This window comes from Citrobacter sp. R4, from assembly GCF_026719175.1.
GTDB lineage: Bacteria > Pseudomonadota > Gammaproteobacteria > Enterobacterales > Enterobacteriaceae > Citrobacter_A > Citrobacter_A sedlakii.
In genome coordinates this window covers 730,602-747,721 of the sequence record NZ_JAPPSU010000001.1, presented here as the reverse complement: position 1 = coordinate 747,721, position 17,120 = coordinate 730,602, and the positions used below count along the sequence as shown (strand labels likewise).

Here is a 17,120-nt window from a genome sequence, read left to right as displayed (position 1 = left end):
TCCTTACTTGCTCAGCTTCTCGTGAAGCTCTATCAATTCTGACACCAGTTCGCGCGCCAGCATTGAGGTCATCAGGTGATCCTGCGCATGCACCAGAACCAGACTGACTTTCATTTTACCTTCCCCCTGATCGCCTTCAATCAGTTTCGTTTGCACCAGATGGGCTTCATTCAGCGCCATGCGCGACTGTTCCATCATCGTCTTCGCCGCCGCAAAGTCGCCCTGCTTTGCCTGCTTCAACGCTGCGTAGGCCAGACTGCGCGCCTGTCCGGAGTTGATGATGAGTCCCATCACCACTTCTTCAAGCTCTTCAGCCTCGGTTTGCGCATCGGTAATGCTATCAAGATCCATCATAAATCATTCCTCTTTGACGACCCGGCATGCGTAACCACATGCCGGTTAAAATTTAGAATTTCAGGGCGTTGGCGATGTCTTCTTCGCTTTCTTCTTCATCAATGACGTTCTGCGCTTTGTTAGCCACCACAACAAACGGCAGGTAAATCAACGTCGCCACACCCAGGTTGAACAGGGCCACCAGCAGCGCAGCGACGCTGCCGTTGGTGTTAAAGAAGGCGCCCAGGCCGGTGGGCATGGTCCACGGCGCGATGTTGGTAATCGGCGGGATAATGCCCAGGTAGTACGCCACCAACGTAATCGCGGCAAGAATCGGTTGTACCAGAATGAACGGGATAAACATCACCGGGTTCATGATAATCGGCAGACCAAACAGAATCGGTTCGTTAATCTGGAAGATGCCTGACGGCAGCGCGAGTTTGGCGACCTGACGATAATCGGCGCGACGAGACGCGATGAAGATAGCGATGATCAGGCCAAGCGTTGCGCCACTGCCGCCGAGGAAAATATAGGAGTCCAGCATCGGTTTTGCCCAGATGTGGAAGGTCTTGCCGGCGGCCAGCGCGGCGTCAACGGAACCGTACTGCTGGTAAATAGCGATGTTCTCTAGCGCCCACGGGGTCATAATGCCGCTGTCCAGCGCGGTCAACGCCAGGGAGCCGTGAATACCGAAGAACCACAGCAGCGGAACGAAGATAACATAAGCCCAACCCACCACGCTGCCCAGCGACGCCAGCGGCGTAGAAATGGTATCCATAATGATCTGGTGGAAGTTCGTTCCCCAGGTGGTCAGCGCCCAGGCGATGATCCCCATGATAGAGAGGATAATAAAACCTGGAATTAACGCGGAGAATGAGCGGGAGACAGATGCTGGTACGCTATCGGGTAATTTAATCACCCAGTTACGGCGGACAATAAATGTGAACATTTCCGCAACCACCAAACCGATAATAATACCGGAAATGATATTCGCGCCGCCCAGCCAGTTTGCGCCGACCGCATAGGCTTCACCGACGCTATAGGGCGTAACGGTCATAAATGCCGCGACGGATAATAAGCCGGCTGCCAGGGCGTCGACTTTACGTTCTTCTGCCAGCGCCATACCGATAAAGAACGGCGCCATCAGGGACATAATGCCTAACGTACCGTTGTAGACGTTCCCACCGATGCCTTTCAGACTATTGAGATTCTCAATGGTAGACGCATCCAGCCGAATGCCGAGGGAATAAAAAAACGACCCCTCCCCAAAGCTCAGGAAAACGTTATTAATTAATACAAACATGGCCCCAGCGAGGGTCAACGGCATTAAACGAATAAAACCATTTTTGATTGCATTAACGTGTGGCTGCTTTCCTATTTTTACAGCAAAAGGAAGGAGTACCTTTTCAAGTGAAGCAATGACGTTACTCATAGAAAAATACCCTTAAAAACCGCAATGTGACATTGCGGTATATGTAAATGAAATAACTCTTTGACGGGAAAAAATTAAAATATTAATTCGCAGCGGCTTTTTTAATTGCTGCAACCGCAGCCTTAAGCACGCCTAAACCATCGACTTTGCCATACAGCAGCGAGTCAATCACTTCTACAGGTTTGTCAGGTAACAAACGCTGAATTTCGGGCAACATATAAGCAATTTGCGGTCCTAATAATACGACATCTGCCGCCGGGCCTTTTTCTCCGGCAAGGGTTTCCGGGAATGCTTCAATAATAACCGGTACTTCGTATTTCTCAGCCTGTGCGCGCATTTTCGACACCAGTAAAGAGGTAGACATGCCCGCAGAGCAAAACAGATAAATGTGTTTCTTTTCCATAAAACGTTCCTCAAGTGCGATTATCTGTTAACCAGACACGCCGCAAGTCTCAAACCTGCATCCATGCACTGGACAACTTGCGTAATCGAAAGACTTATTTCTGTGTCTGAAATGAGTATACGGTATCGGACCCGCGGATGGTATTTCCTTGACCAACTAAATTGTCTCTCATTGACCTGACGTTATGACCCCCTTCACATTTCAGGCAAATAATTCGCTCCAATAATTAAGATCATGCCGCTATAAAAAAACCGGCGCAATGGCCGGTTCTTCGTGCTGTTCAGGCTTTAGACAGTCATTACTGCTTCGGAGCCTGGGGGTCGGTGTCATACTCGGCGCAGGTTTGATAGCCAGAGTTAATGACATGCCCGGTATCGTCAAGGGCGACGAAATAGGTTTCAGCTTTACCATCACGTTGACCCAGAATGTAGGTCTGGCAGGTACCGCGAGCATGGATCATGCTGACTTCAGAAGAAGGTTTACCGGCAATCTGTTCAACCTGTGAACGGCTCATACCTTTTTTCACGTCTTTTACTACCGGCTGAACGAATTGGTCTTTTGTACGATCGTAAGCCGTACAGCCTGCCAGCATAGTCAATACCGCCGCTGCGCTCAGAATTCCTGCTACGTTCTTGTTCATTTTCCGTCCTCTTGTTTTTCAGCGTGTTAAGTAAGCCTGGAATACATCTCCACTTTTTTCAAGCGACCACTCCACACGAAGTTGGTTTCGGATGATTCTAATAAGTCACCAGGATGTCGTTTTAAACGCCACACGGCCCGCCCCGACTTGTCGTTTGCGCGACAAAGGGTTAGCTTTATTACAGACTGCTTTTTTTATTTCATATTGGGGAGGGGTTACATGTCTCTGCAACAAGAGATCATCCAGGCGCTGGGCGCAAAGCCGCACATTAATCCAGAAGAAGAAATTCGCCGCAGCGTGGATTTTCTGAAAGCGTATCTGCAACGCTATTCCTTCCTGAAAAGCCTGGTGCTGGGAATCAGCGGCGGGCAAGACTCCACGCTGGCAGGAAAACTCTGTCAGATGGCGATCAGCGAACTGCGCGAAGAAACAGGTAATGACGCGCTGCAATTTATTGCAGTCCGCCTGCCTTTCGGGGTGCAGTTCGACGAGCAGGACTGCCAGGACGCGCTTGCTTTTATCCAGCCGGATCGTGTGTTGACGGTCAACATTAAGGGCGCGGTGCTGGCGAGTGAACAGGCGTTGCGCGACGCGGGGATTGAACTGAGCGATTTTGTGCGCGGTAACGAAAAAGCCCGCGAACGTATGAAGGCACAGTACAGTATCGCCGGAATGACCAGCGGAGTCGTGGTAGGTACCGACCATGCGGCGGAAGCTATTACTGGCTTCTTTACGAAATATGGCGACGGCGGCACCGACATTAATCCCCTGTTCCGCCTGAACAAACGTCAGGGCAAACAGTTGCTGGCCGCGTTAGGCTGCCCGGAACATCTTTACAAGAAAGCCCCGACCGCCGACCTGGAAGACGATCGCCCTTCTTTGCCGGATGAAGCCGCGCTCGGCGTCAGCTACGACAATATTGATGACTATCTGGAAGGCAAAGCCGTCGATCCCGCCGTTGCCAATATCATCGAAGGCTGGTACCTGAAGACGGAACATAAACGCCGTCCGCCCATTACGGTGTTTGACGATTTCTGGAAACAGTGATTTTACCTGGCCGGATAATGTCGCCACGCGCGCTGTCCGGCCAGCCTCCACAAAATCGCCTCTTTTTTACTCTCCGTTGCGCTGCTATACTGGATGAATAACCAGCATCCGGAGTTAACCGTGGTACGGCGTCAATCAGCCCCTCGTCCAGAATTTGAAGCAGCAGCAATTTACAAATACCCCGAACATCTGCGCCCTTTCCTTGATGCGTTGCCCAGCGTACCCGGCGTGTATCTGTTCCATGGCGACAGCGACGCCATGCCTCTGTACATAGGCAAAAGCGTGAATATTCGCAGCCGGGTATTGTCACATCTGCGCACCGCCGATGAAGCCGCCATGCTGCGTCAGTCCCGACGCATTACCTGGATCTGCACCGCAGGAGAAATCGGCGCGCTGCTGCTGGAAGCCCGGCTTATTAAAGAACAGCAGCCGTTGTTTAACAAACGACTCCGGCGCAACCGCCAACTCTGCGCCCTCCAGCTTCGCGGGCAAAACGTTGACGTCGTTTATGCACGCGACGTCGACTTTTCTCACGCGGCCAACCTGTTTGGTCTTTTTGCCAATCGTCGCGCCGCGTTGCAGGCCTTACAGACCCTCGCTGATGAACAAAAGTTGTGTTATGGACTGCTCGGTCTTGAGCCGCTGAGTCGCGGTCGCGCCTGTTTTCGCTCAGCGCTAAAGCGCTGCGCGGGGGCCTGTTGCGGCAAAGAAAGCCCTGACCAGCATGCGACCCGCCTGCTGGATTCGTTGGAAAAACTGCGTGTTGTATGCTGGCCGTGGAAAAACGCTATTGCGCTCAAAGAGAGCCGACCGGGGATGACGCAGTACCACATTATTAATAACTGGCTTTGGCTGGGCGCGGTTGACTCTCTGGATAATGTGTCGACGCTGGTACAAACGCCGGCAGGTTTTGATCATGATGGCTACAAAATCCTCTGCAAGCCCTTGATTTCCGGTACCTGCGAGATCATCGACCTCAGCCCGGATGCTTTAATGAACAGCAGGTAACTGGCGTCAGGGTGGAATGGCCTACTGCGGTAAAAAAAACCGCCGGGCCTGTCCATCGCCTCATGGGAGAGGATGAACAAGACCGGCGGTTTTCGGATCCGTTTGCTCAGCGATTACTCAGCAGGTACGGGCATTTTACCGTCTCGCGCCGGACGTTCTGTCAGACGCTTCTCAAAATTGGCATTAAACTGCTTTTTCTGTTCCGGGGTCAGAATGTTGTAGATCTTATTCTGTGTTTCCATGTGCGCCAGCATGTTGGCTTTACGCTGCTCTTCCATTTTTGCGATCTGCGCTTCAGCTTTGGCTTTATCGAAGCTGTCGCTGGCAATGATCGCGTGCATTGCGCGGCGCTCATCTAAAGACGGGCGTTTCATGTCGGCGCGTTTCTCTTTCATGATGTCGCGAATCTGCTGCTTTTGCGCATCGGTCAGATTCAGGTCTTTGAACATCATGTCATGATGCGGACCAAATTTGCCTTTATGGTGCATCATGGGTTTTGCATCCGCTGGCGCGGCGGCGGTGGTTTCGGCTGCGTGAGCCAGGTTAGCAGCGCCCAGAGCCAGGGTAGAAGCAACAAACAGTGCAGTTAATTTACGCATATTCTTTATCCTTCCTTTCAGTTATTTTTTACGGTTTTCTTAACTCTTACCAACCAGAGCCGTGCCGTGTTGACGAGATTAACTTTAGCGGCTTTATCGTCAATTAGTCAGAGTATCGGTAAAACAATGAAAGTATAAAAAACAACTTTTCGCCAATTGTGGAGAAAAAAAGAAATTATGGCGAAGAATGGCAAGAAAAAATGACAAGCGGATGATTTTGCAGGAAATATGAAGAACTATAACTCAGCAATGATGAATAATAAAGCAATTTGCCAGGAATAATCCGTAATATTTCACAGACGCACGATATAATAAGAACCGCAGGCAAAGAGAGCCTGCGGTAAATAGGTCAGTTGATTTTTTCCAGCATCAGTCCGGCGCGTAGACCGGGTGCAACGGCAGGGTTGGGAAAAAGAACGTACTCAACTTCGTGGCGTACAATAACGCGCTCGGCGCCGTCTTCGGCTAACAGTGTGCCTTTTTGAAACGGTGTAAAGTTCAGCGTCTGAGAGTCAATATGCAGCACAAATGCTTCGCTACGTCGCGTAATTTGTGATACTACACGATAGCGAACCGGCAGCGAGCCGCTGCGCTTTCCTCCCTTCCCGGCCAGCAGAGCGGACAACGCGTCTGCGGTAGGCGCAAACTGGCGTAGATCGTTTTGCCCGAACGGTAATGCCTTTCCCAGCTCCAGCGTGCAGGAAAGCGCGCCGAAATGCGCTGCGCTAAAATGCGTAAACGTACCGCCTGGTGTTTGATGAAAGACCAGCGCCTCAAGCCCGGCGGCGCCGAGCCAGTCGAGAAAACCGTCATCCCACGGAATCGGACGCTGCGGCAACACGCCAAACCGCAGATGATGAGAACCACGGATGGCGGTATGAAGATCGAGATGCCAGCGGGTCGGGGTTGCTTCCCGACACCAGAAATCCTCCAGGCATCGTTCCAGTTGCCGCGCGCGTAGCGTTTCACCACTTTCTTCAAACTGCTGCCAGCGCCCGCCGAACATCCGGTTCATATCACTGTGACAGTAGCGCTTGCCCTCTGCCAGCGCCTGCGGGTTGCCCAGAATCAGCAACAGCCGCCAGCGCAGAGGGATCTCACCCGCCATTAATCTCGTCAGCAGCGCGTTAAGCATTTCCACCGGCGCCGTTTCATTACCGTGAATACCGGCCGAAATCACTAACGCCCGATCGGTCGCCTCTTCCGGGATCAGTTCAAGGATGCCCGGCGCCGTCTGACGCCAGTGAAAGCCCGGGCCTTTCCCTTCAGAGACCTTCGGTATCACGCCTGCCAGGGTGACAGCAAGGAAATCATCCATGTCGCTCTCCTGCCTGCTGAAACGGATAGACAGAACCAAGTTTCAGCAACTGCGTCAGGGTGTCCAGCGCTTCGCGACCTTCCCGCAGCAACTGCGGGTCCGCCAGGTCTGCGGCGGTCAGCCGATCGCGATAGTAACGATCCACCCAGTCGTTGAGGGCGGAAAACAGGGTGTCGTTCATCATCACCGTCGGATTCACCGCCCGCAACTCCTCATCGGTCAACACGACCCGCAGGCGCAGGCACGCAGGACCGCCGCCGTTGGACATACTTTCACGCAGGTCAAACACACGCATATCGCGGATCGGGTTGTCGCCTTCCAGCAGGTTTGTCAGATAACGCCATACCCCCGCATGTTCACGACACTCCTGCGGCAGCACCAGCATCATCGAGCCATCTTCACGGCTCAGCAGTTGGCTGTTAAACAAATAGGTGGCAACCGCATCGGAAACAGATACTTCTGACGCAGGCACCACGACAGGCGTAAAACCCGGCACGCGGGCGCGCAGTTGGTCCAGTACCTGATCCTGGCTGGCGAAAGCCTGCTCATGGCAAAACAGCACTTGCCGATTCGACACCGCAATAACGTCGTTATGGAAAACGCCGAGATCAATCACATCAGGATGCTGCTGGGCAAAAATGCACTGCCGCGGATTAACCTGATTCAGCCGCGCGACCGCCTCGCTGGCCTCACGGGTCTGGCGCGCCGGATAATGAGAAGGCCGGGTCTGATTGCCCTCTTCACGCCCGTACACAAACAGCTGGATGCCAGGATCGCCATAGTTAGCCCCCAGACGACTGTGATTCGCCGCGCCTTCATCGCCAAGCATCGCCACCTGCGGCAGCGCCGAGTGAAGCGAAAAATAACGATCGTCGTGAAAAATGGCTCGCAGCAGCGCTTCGGTCGTCGGAGCCTCCAGCGATCGGTGAAACTTATTGTTGAGGTTTGCCACCGTCAGATGAACTTTACCATCCAGAGTATCAGCAGACGGTGCGACCGTGGCCGCATTGGCGACCCACATCGGCGACGCTGAACTGACGCTGGAAAGCCACTGCGGCGCGTGCCGGGCCACCTTTGCGAGGATCTGCTCATCGCTACCGCTAAACCCGAGCTGGCGCAGCGCCGGAATAAATGGCCGTTCATGCGGCGGGATCACTGCCTGCGGGTACCCGGCATCGGCCAGCGCTTTCATTTTCTGCAATCCTTGCTTTGCGGCCAGGCGCGGATTCGATACCTGAAAGCGGTGCTGCGTGGACGCCACGTTACCAAACGACAACCCGGCATAATGGTGCGTCAGCCCCACCAGCCCGTCAAAATTGACCTCGCGCGCGTTCATAATCCTTCCTCACGAGAGAAATCAAGCCCGGGACTCAGGACGCCCGGTAGCGTCAATGTCGGTGATTCGAGGCTCGCCATCGGCCAGGCGCAGTAATCCGCGGCGTACCACGCGCTGGCGCGATGGTTACCGGATGCCCCCACTCCGCCAAACGGCGCGGTGCTCGCGGCTCCGGTCAGTGGTTTATTCCAGTTGACGATCCCCGCGCGCGCTTCCAGAAGCAACTGGTCAAACTGTGCACGATCGGGCGAGATAAGTCCGCACGACAGGCCAAAGCGGGTCTGGTTCGCCAGCGCTATCGCGTCCTCAAAACGGTCATAACGCCAGACGCCCAACAGCGGGCCAAACACTTCGTCGTCGGGCACATTTGCCACATCGGTCAATTCCACAATCCCTGGCGACAGCAGCGACGTGCCTTCCTCAATCAGACGCGGCGTCAGCAACGTCTTACCGCCAAGCGCCGCCAGACGCTGCCAGGCCGTGTAGACGTGCTTCGCCGCCTGCGCTGAAATCAGCCCACCGAAAAAAGGCTGCGGCTCAGCGTCCCAGCGCCCCGGCTGTAACCGCTGACTCACCTCGACCAGCCGCGCAAGAAAGGCATCGCCCTGCGCCCCTTTTTTGACCAGTAAACGGCGCGCGCAGGTGCAGCGCTGTCCGGCAGTGATAAACGCCGACTGTAAAGTCAGGTGCACGGCGGCGTCGATATCTGCCGGGTTTTCGACGATCAACGGGTTATTTCCCCCCATTTCCAGCGCGAGAATTTTTTCCGGCTGTCCGGCAAGCTGGCGGTGCAGTTGATAACCCGTATTCGCGCTACCGGTAAACAGCAGACCATCCAGATCGTCCTGCGCGCTCAGCGCTTGTCCCGTTTCGCGACCGCCCTGAAGCAGATTCACGACGCCGGGGGGCAATCCGGCCTGCTGCCAGAGTTTGATTACGGCTTCACCGGTCCACGGCGTGAGTTCACTGGGTTTAAAAAGCACCGTATTGCCAGCCAGCAGCGCCGGGACGATATGGCCATTCGGCAGATGCCCGGGGAAATTGTAGGGGCCAAACACTGCCAGCACGCCATGCGGACGATGACGCAGCGTCGCTGCGCCGTCCGGCAACGCACTCTGCTGCTCTCCGGTACGAGCGTGGTACGCGTTGATCGAAATGGCGATTTTATTGATCATCGCCGTCACTTCCGTGGCCGCTTCCCACCGCGGCTTACCCGTTTCGCGGGCGATAATCGCGGTGAGCTGCGTTTTATTGTTTTCCAGCAGCCCGCCAAACGCCTCTACAATCGCCTGACGCTCGCTAAAAGGACGTTTTGCCCATGCCGGAAACGCCGCGCGGGCAGCGCGAACGGCCTGCAACACCTGATCGGCATCCGCGTCGTGACCTTCCCAAAGCACGTCCCCCTTCACCGGATCGCGTTTTACCCGACGCTCCCCCTGACCGCTCAGCCAGTCACCATTAATCCATAACGTCATACCGTTTTCTCCTCAGCGCAAAGACGGACAAAGCGCACGCTTTCCCCCGCCTGACATTTCAGGGCATCCAGTTGTGCTGCCGTGAGCACCAACCGCTGCGTATCCGGGTCCGCGCGCACCAGCATGACGCGGAAGTTCTGGTAATTCTCATTAGCCACCAGGCAGGCCGGATAATCCCCAGGGGCAGGCTGTCCTTCGACAACCTCCACCAGCCGACTTTTACGAATGGCGCGTACCCGGTCGATGTCACACTCGAGTGTCGGCCCGCCATCGAAAATATCGATGTAGTTACGGTAGCGAAATCCCTCTTTTTCCAGCACCGCGCGGGCAGGCGCCGTCTGCGGATGGACCTGACCTATCACCGCCTGCGCCTCATGGCTGAGAAAATGGGTATAAATAGGATGTTTGGGCATAAGTTCCGCGATAAACGCTTTTTGCCCGGTACCGCACAGGAAATCCGCGCGGCTAAATTCCATTGAGAAAAAGCGCTTGCCCAGGCTTTCCCAGAACGGAGAGTAGCCGTTCTCATCAATGACGCCGCGCATTTCCGCAACCACCTTTTCATTAAACCTGTCGCGAAACGCCGCCATAAACATAAAGCGCGATTTTGACAGCAGATAACCGTTGCCTTCTTTACGCCAGTCCGGATCGAGAAATAGCGTACACAACTCGCTGCTGCCGGTGTGGTCATTACTGAGAAACAGCGTCGGCAGCGCGTTATAGACGTTCAGTTCTTTCGAGGCATGTACCAGCGTCCCTACACGGTAGTTGTACCACGGATCATTCAGCCCGACCGCCACCTCGATGGCGCAAATCCCGCCCACCTCCCCGGTTTCGCTGTCTTCCAGTACAAACACGAACCCTTGTTCACTTTTCGGCAGTTCTCCCCGCCAGGTCTTAATTGAGCGATCGATGCGCGCTGCCAGCGTCGCTTCATTCGCCGGTAACGACGTCAGGCCGCCGCCGGTTTTACCGGCAAGCTGCATCAGCGCAGCGACATCACCCTGTTCAGCAGGACGGATTACTCTCATGAGGAACCTCCAGCCTTGATCTGTGCGCAGGCCTGCGCGAAGCGATCCAGCCCAGTGGTCATTTCTTCTTCGGTGACGTTCAGCGCAGGGGCGAAACGCACCACGTTAGCCCCGGCAATCAGCACCATCACGCCCGCTTTCGCCGCTTCCAGCGCTATCTGTTTGGCTTGACCGGCATACCCGGCGTTCAGCACGCAGCCAATCAGCAGACCCAGACCGCGAATTTCGCTAAACAGGCCGGTATGCTGGTTAATGGCGTTCAGGCGCTCAACAAACCCGTCGTGGCGCTGTTTGACGCCGTTCAGCATCGCCGGGGTATTCACAATGTCCAGCAATTTCCCGGCGACTGCGGTCGCCAGCGGATTGCCGCCGTAAGTGGTTCCGTGCGTACCGACGGTCATCACGCTGGCGCAGGCCTCACGTGCCAGCAGCGCGCCGATGGGGAATCCGCCGCCGAGCGCTTTCGCCGTGGTCAGCAGATCGGGCGTAACGCCGTAATGCATATAGGCGTACAGCTCACCGGTGCGACCGACGCCGGTCTGGACTTCGTCAAAAATCAACAGTGCGTTGTGACGATCGCACAGCTCGCGCAAGCCCTGCAGGAACGCAGGCGTGGCGGGTAACACCCCGCCTTCGCCCTGCATCGGCTCAACGATCACCGCGCAGGTGGTGTCGTCGATCAGGGTGCTGGCGGAGTTAATGTCGTTATATACCGCGTGGCGGATATCCGGCGGCAGCGGCGCAAAGTCCTGAGAATAGGCCGGTTGCCCGCCAGCACTGACGGTAAACAACGTGCGGCCATGAAAAGCATTTTTGAACGCCACAATGCCGCTCTTCTCGCTGCCGTAGCGATCGTGGGCATATTTTCGCGCCAGCTTCAGCGCCGCTTCATTAGCTTCCGCCCCGGAGTTACAAAAGAAAACGCGATCGGCAAAGGTGGCGTCGATGAGTTTTTTCGCCAGCCGCAGCGCCGGTTCGTTAGTGTAACCATTCCCGGTGTGCCAGAATTTGCCAGCTTGTTCATTTAGCGCGTCTCGCAGTTCCGGGTGCGCATGACCAAGGGCATTGACCGCAATCCCCCCGGCGAAATCGATATACTCTTTACCCTGCTGATCCCACAAGCGTGAACCTTCGCCACGTACCGGAATAAAAGGCGCCGGGGCATAAACGGGCATCATCCATTCATCAAAATTTTCACGCGTAATTGACTGAGACATAGCAACCTCAACGGTAAATAAAAAGTTATTTATATGTTAATAAATAGTGTGTTTGCGCTGTAAATGTAGATTGCAGGCTTCATGCCAGCCAGCGAAAAAATGCATAAACGGGATGGAGAAACACAAAATCAATGGGTTATAGCCTGTCGATATTCACTTTTACTGCATAAAAAGTGAATATGTTTGCTGGAAAGGTGAATAAATGGATGAAAATCCGCAATATTATGCACATACCAAATATAATTCTGGAAATGTGATCGTCTGCGAAATTTACCGGAAATTGCTGCGCCATTCTGGCGCAATGCGCCCTGGAAGCGGGCAAATGTTGCACCATCGTTAACACCATTCGCATTCATTGCAGGAATCTGGCGACAAGTGGCAGTCAGCCAACGTAAATTCTGCTACCATCCTTGCACTATTCACCCAGCAAAGTGGCAGCGACTATGAAATTTGTCTCTTTTAATATCAACGGCCTGCGCGCCAGACCTCATCAACTGGAAGCCATTGTCGAAAAACACCAACCTGACGTCATCGGCCTTCAGGAGACAAAAGTTCACGATGACATGTTTCCGCTTGAGGACGTGGCGAAACTCGGCTACAACGTGTTTTATCATGGTCAGAAAGGCCATTACGGCGTGGCGCTACTGACAAAAGAGACGCCTGTCGCCGTCCGTCGCGGATTCCCTGGCGACGGTGAAGAAGCGCAGCGCCGCATTATCATGGCGGAACTCCCCTCGCCTCTGGGCAACGTGACGGTGATTAACGGTTATTTTCCGCAGGGTGAAAGCCGCGACCACCCCGTCAAATTTCCGGCGAAAGAACGGTTCTATCAAAACCTGCAGCAGTATCTCGACACTGAACTGAAGCGCGATAATCCGGTATTGATCATGGGCGACATGAACATCAGCCCGACCGATCTGGACATCGGTATCGGCGAAGAAAACCGTAAGCGCTGGCTACGCACCGGAAAATGTTCGTTCCTGCCGGAAGAGCGTGAATGGATGGGACGTTTGCTGAACTGGGGACTGGTGGACACCTTCCGCCACGCGCACCCGGAAACGGTGGATCGGTTCTCGTGGTTTGATTACCGTTCAAAAGGCTTTGATGACAACCGCGGCCTGCGCATCGATCTGCTACTGGCAAGCCAGCCGCTGGCGGAACGTTGCGTCGAAACCGGCATCGACTACGATATCCGCAGTATGGAAAAACCCTCCGATCACGCGCCGGTGTGGGCGAAGTTTCACGTTTGATAGAGACCGGTGAACAGCCGAAAATACCTGTTAGCGGGTATCCTTGTCCTTTTCATAGCCGGGTTGATGTGGCTCACGCCCCCCGGCTTTCTCACGCTTGATACGCTCAGGCGCAACCACGCTCTGCTGGTGGACTGGCAGCGCCAGTGGCCGTTGCTTTGCGCGACGCTCTATTTCCTGCTCTATACCGCCGTAGCAGCCCTGTCTGTACCCGGCGCGGCGCTGTTAACCCTGCTCGGCGGCGCGTTGTTTGGTCTGTGGCAAGGGACGCTGTTGGTCTCATTTGCCTCGACGCTGGGCGCCACGCTCGCTATGCTCACCAGCCGTTATCTGCTGCGTGACTGGGTATCGCACCGTTTTTCCCGCCAGATGATGCCGGTGAATCGCGGGATCGCGCGCAACGGCGTCGGCTATCTCTTTGCGCTGCGCCTGATGCCGCTGTTCCCGTTCGTGGTGGTGAATCTGCTGGCGGGAGTCACATCCATTAGCGTGCGCCGCTACTGGTGGGTCAGCCAACTGGGAATGCTTCCCGCCACGTTGGTGTATCTCAATGCCGGCAGGCAACTGGGCCAACTGACATCCATGCGTGACATTATCTCACCCGCTATGCTGGCCGCGTTTGCGCTGCTCGGGCTTTTACCGCTGGCCTCGCGCTGGCTGGCAACACTTTTTTTTCAGGAGTAACTATGCGTTGGGGATGCGTTATTGCAGGCCTGCTGTTAAGCGCTCAGGTTCATGCCGCTAACAGCTGGCAGCAGGTTAAAGAAGAAGCCAAAGGCCAGACAGTCTGGTTTAACGCCTGGGGTGGCGATCCGGCGATCAACCGGTATCTGGACTGGGTCAGCGGTGAAATGAAAACCCATTACGCTATTGACCTGAAAATCGTCCGTCTGGCCGACGCTGCGGACGCGGTAAAACGTATTCAGACCGAAGCCGCCGCCGGGCGGAAAGACGGCGGTTCGGTAGATCTCTTGTGGGTAAACGGCGAAAATTTCCGCACGCTGAAAGAAGCGGGACTGCTGCAAACTCAGTGGGCGGAGACGCTGCCTAACTGGCGTTATGTCGATACGCAAAAGCCGGTGCGGGAAGATTTCTCCGTGCCTACCGACGGTGCGGAATCGCCCTGGGGCGGCGCACAGCTCACCTTTATTGCGGATCGAAACGTCACGCCGCAGCCGCCGCAAAGTCCGCAGGCGCTACTGGCGTTCGCCAAAGCCCACCCGGGTACCGTAAGCTATCCGCGTCCGCCGGACTTCACCGGTACGGCATTTCTCGAACAGTTACTCATCTCGCTGACCCGCACGCCGGCAGCGCTAACCGTTGCGCCCGATTCCGCCCGTTTTGCGGAGGTAACCGCGCCATTGTGGCGCTATCTCGACGCGTTGCACCCGTATCTGTGGCGTCAGGGGAAAGACTTTCCCGCTTCTCCGGCGCGCATGGATGCGTTGCTGAACAGCGGTACGCTGCGCCTGTCGCTGACCTTTAACCCGGCCCACGCGCAGCAAAAAGTCGCCAATGGCGAACTGCCGGACAGCAGCTACAGCTTTGGCTTTTCTGATGGCATGATTGGCAACGTTCATTTTGTGACGATTCCCGCCAACGCCCGTGCCGAAGCAGGTGCGAAGGTGGTGGCAAACTTCCTGCTCTCGCCGCAGGCGCAACTGCGCAAAGCTGACCCGGCAGTCTGGGGCGATCCTTCGGTACTGGACCCGCAAACGCTGCCTGTTGCCGAACGAGAAGCGCTGGCTGCGCGCTCGCCGGGCGGCCTGCCTGCCGTGTTACCTGAACCTCACGCCGCCTGGATCAACGCCCTGGAGCAGGAATGGCTGCGCCGTTACGGTACGCGCTAACGCTGCTGGCCTGGCTGTGCATGCTGGTTGTCTACGCGCCATTAGTGCCCGCCAGCGTACTGCTGATCTCCCCGGCCCTGTCATTCGCGCACTGGCAGGCGCTGTTTGCCGATCCGCAGTTACCGCAAGCGCTGCTGGCCACCGTGGTTTCCACCATCGTCGCCGCCGTCGGCGCGCTGTTCATCGCGCTGGCGATCGTCGTGTCGCTCTGGCCAGGCGACCGATGGCGCAGCCTGGCCGGTCGACTGCCGTGGCTGCTGGCCATCCCTCACGTCGCCTTTGCCAGCGCAACGCTCCTGCTGTTTGCCGAAGGCGGCTTACTCTGGCGCGCACTGCCGGCGTTCACGCCGCCGATGGACAGCTATGGCATTGGACTGGGGGTCACGCTTGCAGTGAAAGAGAGCGCTTTTGTACTGTGGATTTTGACGGTCCTGTTGAGCGAAACACGTCTCAGCGGTCAGGTCATTATCCTCGACTCACTGGGCTACAACCGTTACCAGGCGATGCGCTGGTTGATCCTTCCCTCAATTGCCCCGGCACTGGGCGTGGTGATGCTGGCAGTGGTCGCGTGGACGCTTTCGGCAGTAGACGTCGCGATGATTCTTGGCCCTGGTAACCCGCCCACGCTGGCCGTACTAAGCTGGCAATGGCTAAGCCAGGGCGACAGCGACCAACAGAGTAAAGGGGCATTGGCCAGCCTGCTGTTGGTCATGTTACTCGCCCTCTTTGCGTTGGTTGGGTATCTAATCTGGCGTTTCTGGCGGCGAACATTGCCCTCCGTCCACGGTCTGCGTCAGCCTCACGTTCCGGCCCTGAGCGGAAAGGCGTTGTCGCGCGCACTGCCGCTGGCGGGACTCCTGTGCGCGCTTTTGTTGGCTGTGCTCGCGCGAGATGCCACGCCCGACGTCGACGCGTTGATCAACAGCCTGCAAATAGGCGCGCTCGCCAGCGTACTGGCGCTGGTTATGTTACTGCTCTGGCTGGAATGGGGGCCCCGGCACAGGCATCGTTGGGTCTGGTTACCGATCCTGCTGCCCGCGCTACCGTTGGTGGTCGGTCAGTATGCTGTCGCACTGCGCACCGGGCAGGACGGACAGTTTTCCACCCTCATCTGGGGCCACCTGCTGTGGGTTGCGCCATGGATGCTTTTCGTACTGCAACCGACCTGGCGGCGCATCGACCCGCGATTGATTCTGGTGGCGCAAACGCTGGGCTGGTCGCCAATAAAAATTTTCTGCTACCTGAAATGCCCGCTGATGCTGCGCCCGGCGCTGATTGCGCTGGCGGTCGGTTTTTCTGTGAGCATTGCGCAATATATGCCGACGCTGTGGCTGGGCGCAGGGCGCTTTCCGACCCTGACGACAGAAGCCGTTGCCCTCAGTAGCGGCGGCAGCACCGGCATCCTGGCGGCGCAGGCGCTGTGGCAACTGTTGTTACCGTTGCTGGTGTTTATGCTGACTGCCGGCATCTCAACCTGGGTCGGTCGTGCCCGTCAAGGAATGCGATAATGCTAACTGTTCGTCATCTTTCTCTGTACCTGAAACAGACCCCGTTGTGCGGCCCATTAACGTTTGAGGCGGCAAAAGGTGACATTGTCACGTTAATGGGCCCTTCCGGCTGCGGAAAATCCTCGCTGTTGGCCTGGCTGGTTGGTGCGCTGTCACTGCCACTGACGGCTTCTGGCGAACTGTGGCTGGACGATCGGCGACTGGATCGGCTACCCACCGCCGCGCGGCAGGTGGGTATATTATTTCAGGATGCCTTGCTGTTCGATCACTTCACTGTAGGACAGAACCTGCTGCTGGCGCTACCGGCCGCCGTGAAAGGCGCGGCGCGCGAACAGGCGGTACAACATGCGCTGGAACGCGCGGGAATGGCGGGATTCGCGTCACGCGATCCAGCGACGCTCTCCGGTGGCCAGCGTGGCCGGGTGGCGCTGCTCCGCGCCCTGCTGGCACAGCCACGGGCGCTACTGTTAGATGAACCGTTCGCGCGTCTTGACGCCGACCGGCGCGCTGATTTTCGCCAATGGGTCTTTGAAGAGGTCCGCCGCCTGAAGATTCCCGTGGTTCAGGTCACCCACGACCCGGAAGATGTGCCGGCCGGCGGACAGATTTTGCGGCTGACCAGCGCCGTATAAATATGCGCGCATCCTGTGTTAACGCAAAGTTTTTCGCCTCC

The 17,120-nt window shown here is 56.2% G+C and carries 18 protein-coding genes; 8 read left to right on the top strand and 10 right to left on the bottom strand.

Annotated elements, in window-relative coordinates:
• Positions 1 to 3: 3 nt before the first annotated feature.
• The 4 genes from chbA to osmE form a co-directional block, all read right to left on the bottom strand.
• Positions 4 to 354 (bottom strand): PTS N,N'-diacetylchitobiose transporter subunit IIA, encoded by a 351-nt coding sequence (chbA, locus tag OOJ60_RS03495; protein WP_042287495.1) that lies wholly within the window; start codon positions 352 to 354, stop codon positions 4 to 6.
• A gap of 52 nt (positions 355 to 406) precedes the next feature.
• Positions 407 to 1,765 (bottom strand): PTS N,N'-diacetylchitobiose transporter subunit IIC, encoded by a 1,359-nt coding sequence (gene chbC, locus OOJ60_RS03490; protein WP_042287498.1) that lies wholly within the window; start codon positions 1,763 to 1,765, stop codon positions 407 to 409.
• A gap of 82 nt (positions 1,766 to 1,847) precedes the next feature.
• Positions 1,848 to 2,168 (bottom strand): PTS N,N'-diacetylchitobiose transporter subunit IIB, encoded by a 321-nt coding sequence (gene chbB, locus OOJ60_RS03485; protein ID WP_042287501.1) that lies wholly within the window; start codon positions 2,166 to 2,168, stop codon positions 1,848 to 1,850.
• Between the two features lie 298 nt (positions 2,169 to 2,466).
• Entirely contained in the window at positions 2,467 to 2,808 is a 342-nt protein-coding gene (gene osmE, locus OOJ60_RS03480; RefSeq protein ID WP_042287504.1) for an osmotically-inducible lipoprotein OsmE, read from the bottom strand.
• Positions 2,809 to 3,027: 219 nt separating this feature from the next.
• Between osmE and nadE the strand changes: the two genes are divergently transcribed.
• Together nadE and cho are read left to right on the top strand one after the other, a co-directional pair.
• Complete coding sequence (nadE, locus tag OOJ60_RS03475; protein WP_205611942.1) at positions 3,028 to 3,855, top strand: ammonia-dependent NAD(+) synthetase; 828 nt, start codon at positions 3,028 to 3,030, stop codon at positions 3,853 to 3,855.
• Between the two features lie 120 nt (positions 3,856 to 3,975).
• The gene (gene cho, locus OOJ60_RS03470) at positions 3,976 to 4,863 is read left to right on the top strand and encodes an excinuclease Cho (RefSeq protein WP_181821429.1); all 888 of its coding nucleotides are present in this window, start codon (positions 3,976 to 3,978) and stop codon (positions 4,861 to 4,863) included.
• A gap of 113 nt (positions 4,864 to 4,976) precedes the next feature.
• On the opposite strand, the gene spy is transcribed toward cho, so the two are convergent.
• The 6 genes from spy to astC form a co-directional block, all read right to left on the bottom strand.
• The gene (spy, locus tag OOJ60_RS03465; RefSeq protein WP_042287508.1) at positions 4,977 to 5,462 is read right to left on the bottom strand and encodes an ATP-independent periplasmic protein-refolding chaperone Spy; all 486 of its coding nucleotides are present in this window, start codon (positions 5,460 to 5,462) and stop codon (positions 4,977 to 4,979) included.
• 349 nt (positions 5,463 to 5,811) lie between these two features.
• The gene (astE, locus tag OOJ60_RS03460; RefSeq protein ID WP_205611941.1) at positions 5,812 to 6,780 is read right to left on the bottom strand and encodes a succinylglutamate desuccinylase; all 969 of its coding nucleotides are present in this window, start codon (positions 6,778 to 6,780) and stop codon (positions 5,812 to 5,814) included.
• On the bottom strand, positions 6,773 to 8,116 hold the full coding sequence (astB, locus tag OOJ60_RS03455; protein ID WP_205611940.1) for an N-succinylarginine dihydrolase: 1,344 nt from the start codon (positions 8,114 to 8,116) through the stop codon (positions 6,773 to 6,775). Before astB ends, astE begins: the two co-directional genes overlap by 8 nt.
• Entirely contained in the window at positions 8,113 to 9,591 is a 1,479-nt protein-coding gene (gene astD / locus OOJ60_RS03450; protein ID WP_181821432.1) for a succinylglutamate-semialdehyde dehydrogenase, read from the bottom strand. Before astD ends, astB begins: the two co-directional genes overlap by 4 nt.
• Positions 9,588 to 10,622 (bottom strand): arginine N-succinyltransferase, encoded by a 1,035-nt coding sequence (astA, locus tag OOJ60_RS03445; protein WP_042287518.1) that lies wholly within the window; start codon positions 10,620 to 10,622, stop codon positions 9,588 to 9,590. The genes astD and astA overlap by 4 nt, the downstream gene beginning before the upstream one ends.
• Positions 10,619 to 11,839 carry a succinylornithine/acetylornithine transaminase gene (gene astC / locus OOJ60_RS03440; RefSeq protein ID WP_205611939.1) on the bottom strand — a complete coding sequence of 407 codons (1,221 nt, stop codon included), beginning with the start codon at positions 11,837 to 11,839 and terminating at the stop codon, positions 10,619 to 10,621. The genes astA and astC overlap by 4 nt, the downstream gene beginning before the upstream one ends.
• Positions 11,840 to 12,041: 202 nt before the next feature.
• On the opposite strand from astC, the gene OOJ60_RS03435 reads away from it, so the two are divergent.
• The 6 genes from OOJ60_RS03435 (at position 12,042) to OOJ60_RS03410 (ending at position 17,079) form a co-directional block, all read left to right on the top strand.
• On the top strand, positions 12,042 to 12,179 hold the full coding sequence (locus tag OOJ60_RS03435; RefSeq protein WP_205611938.1) for a hypothetical protein: 138 nt from the start codon (positions 12,042 to 12,044) through the stop codon (positions 12,177 to 12,179).
• A 103-nt stretch (positions 12,180 to 12,282) separates the two neighbouring features.
• Positions 12,283 to 13,089 carry an exodeoxyribonuclease III gene (gene xthA / locus OOJ60_RS03430; RefSeq protein WP_042287522.1) on the top strand — a complete coding sequence of 269 codons (807 nt, stop codon included), beginning with the start codon at positions 12,283 to 12,285 and terminating at the stop codon, positions 13,087 to 13,089.
• Between the two features lie 9 nt (positions 13,090 to 13,098).
• Positions 13,099 to 13,773, top strand: a complete 675-nt coding sequence (locus tag OOJ60_RS03425) for a TVP38/TMEM64 family protein (protein WP_205611937.1) — start codon at positions 13,099 to 13,101, stop codon at positions 13,771 to 13,773.
• A gap of 2 nt (positions 13,774 to 13,775) precedes the next feature.
• Positions 13,776 to 14,939, top strand: a complete 1,164-nt coding sequence (locus OOJ60_RS03420; protein WP_205611936.1) for an ABC transporter substrate-binding protein — start codon at positions 13,776 to 13,778, stop codon at positions 14,937 to 14,939.
• Complete coding sequence (locus OOJ60_RS03415) at positions 14,912 to 16,447, top strand: thiamine ABC transporter permease (RefSeq protein ID WP_205611935.1); 1,536 nt, start codon at positions 14,912 to 14,914, stop codon at positions 16,445 to 16,447. The genes OOJ60_RS03420 and OOJ60_RS03415 overlap by 28 nt, the downstream gene beginning before the upstream one ends.
• Positions 16,447 to 17,079: an ATP-binding cassette domain-containing protein gene (locus OOJ60_RS03410; RefSeq protein ID WP_205611934.1), complete on the top strand. Its 633-nt coding sequence runs from the start codon at positions 16,447 to 16,449 to the stop codon at positions 17,077 to 17,079. Before OOJ60_RS03415 ends, OOJ60_RS03410 begins: the two co-directional genes overlap by 1 nt.
• Positions 17,080 to 17,120: the final 41 nt, after the last annotated feature.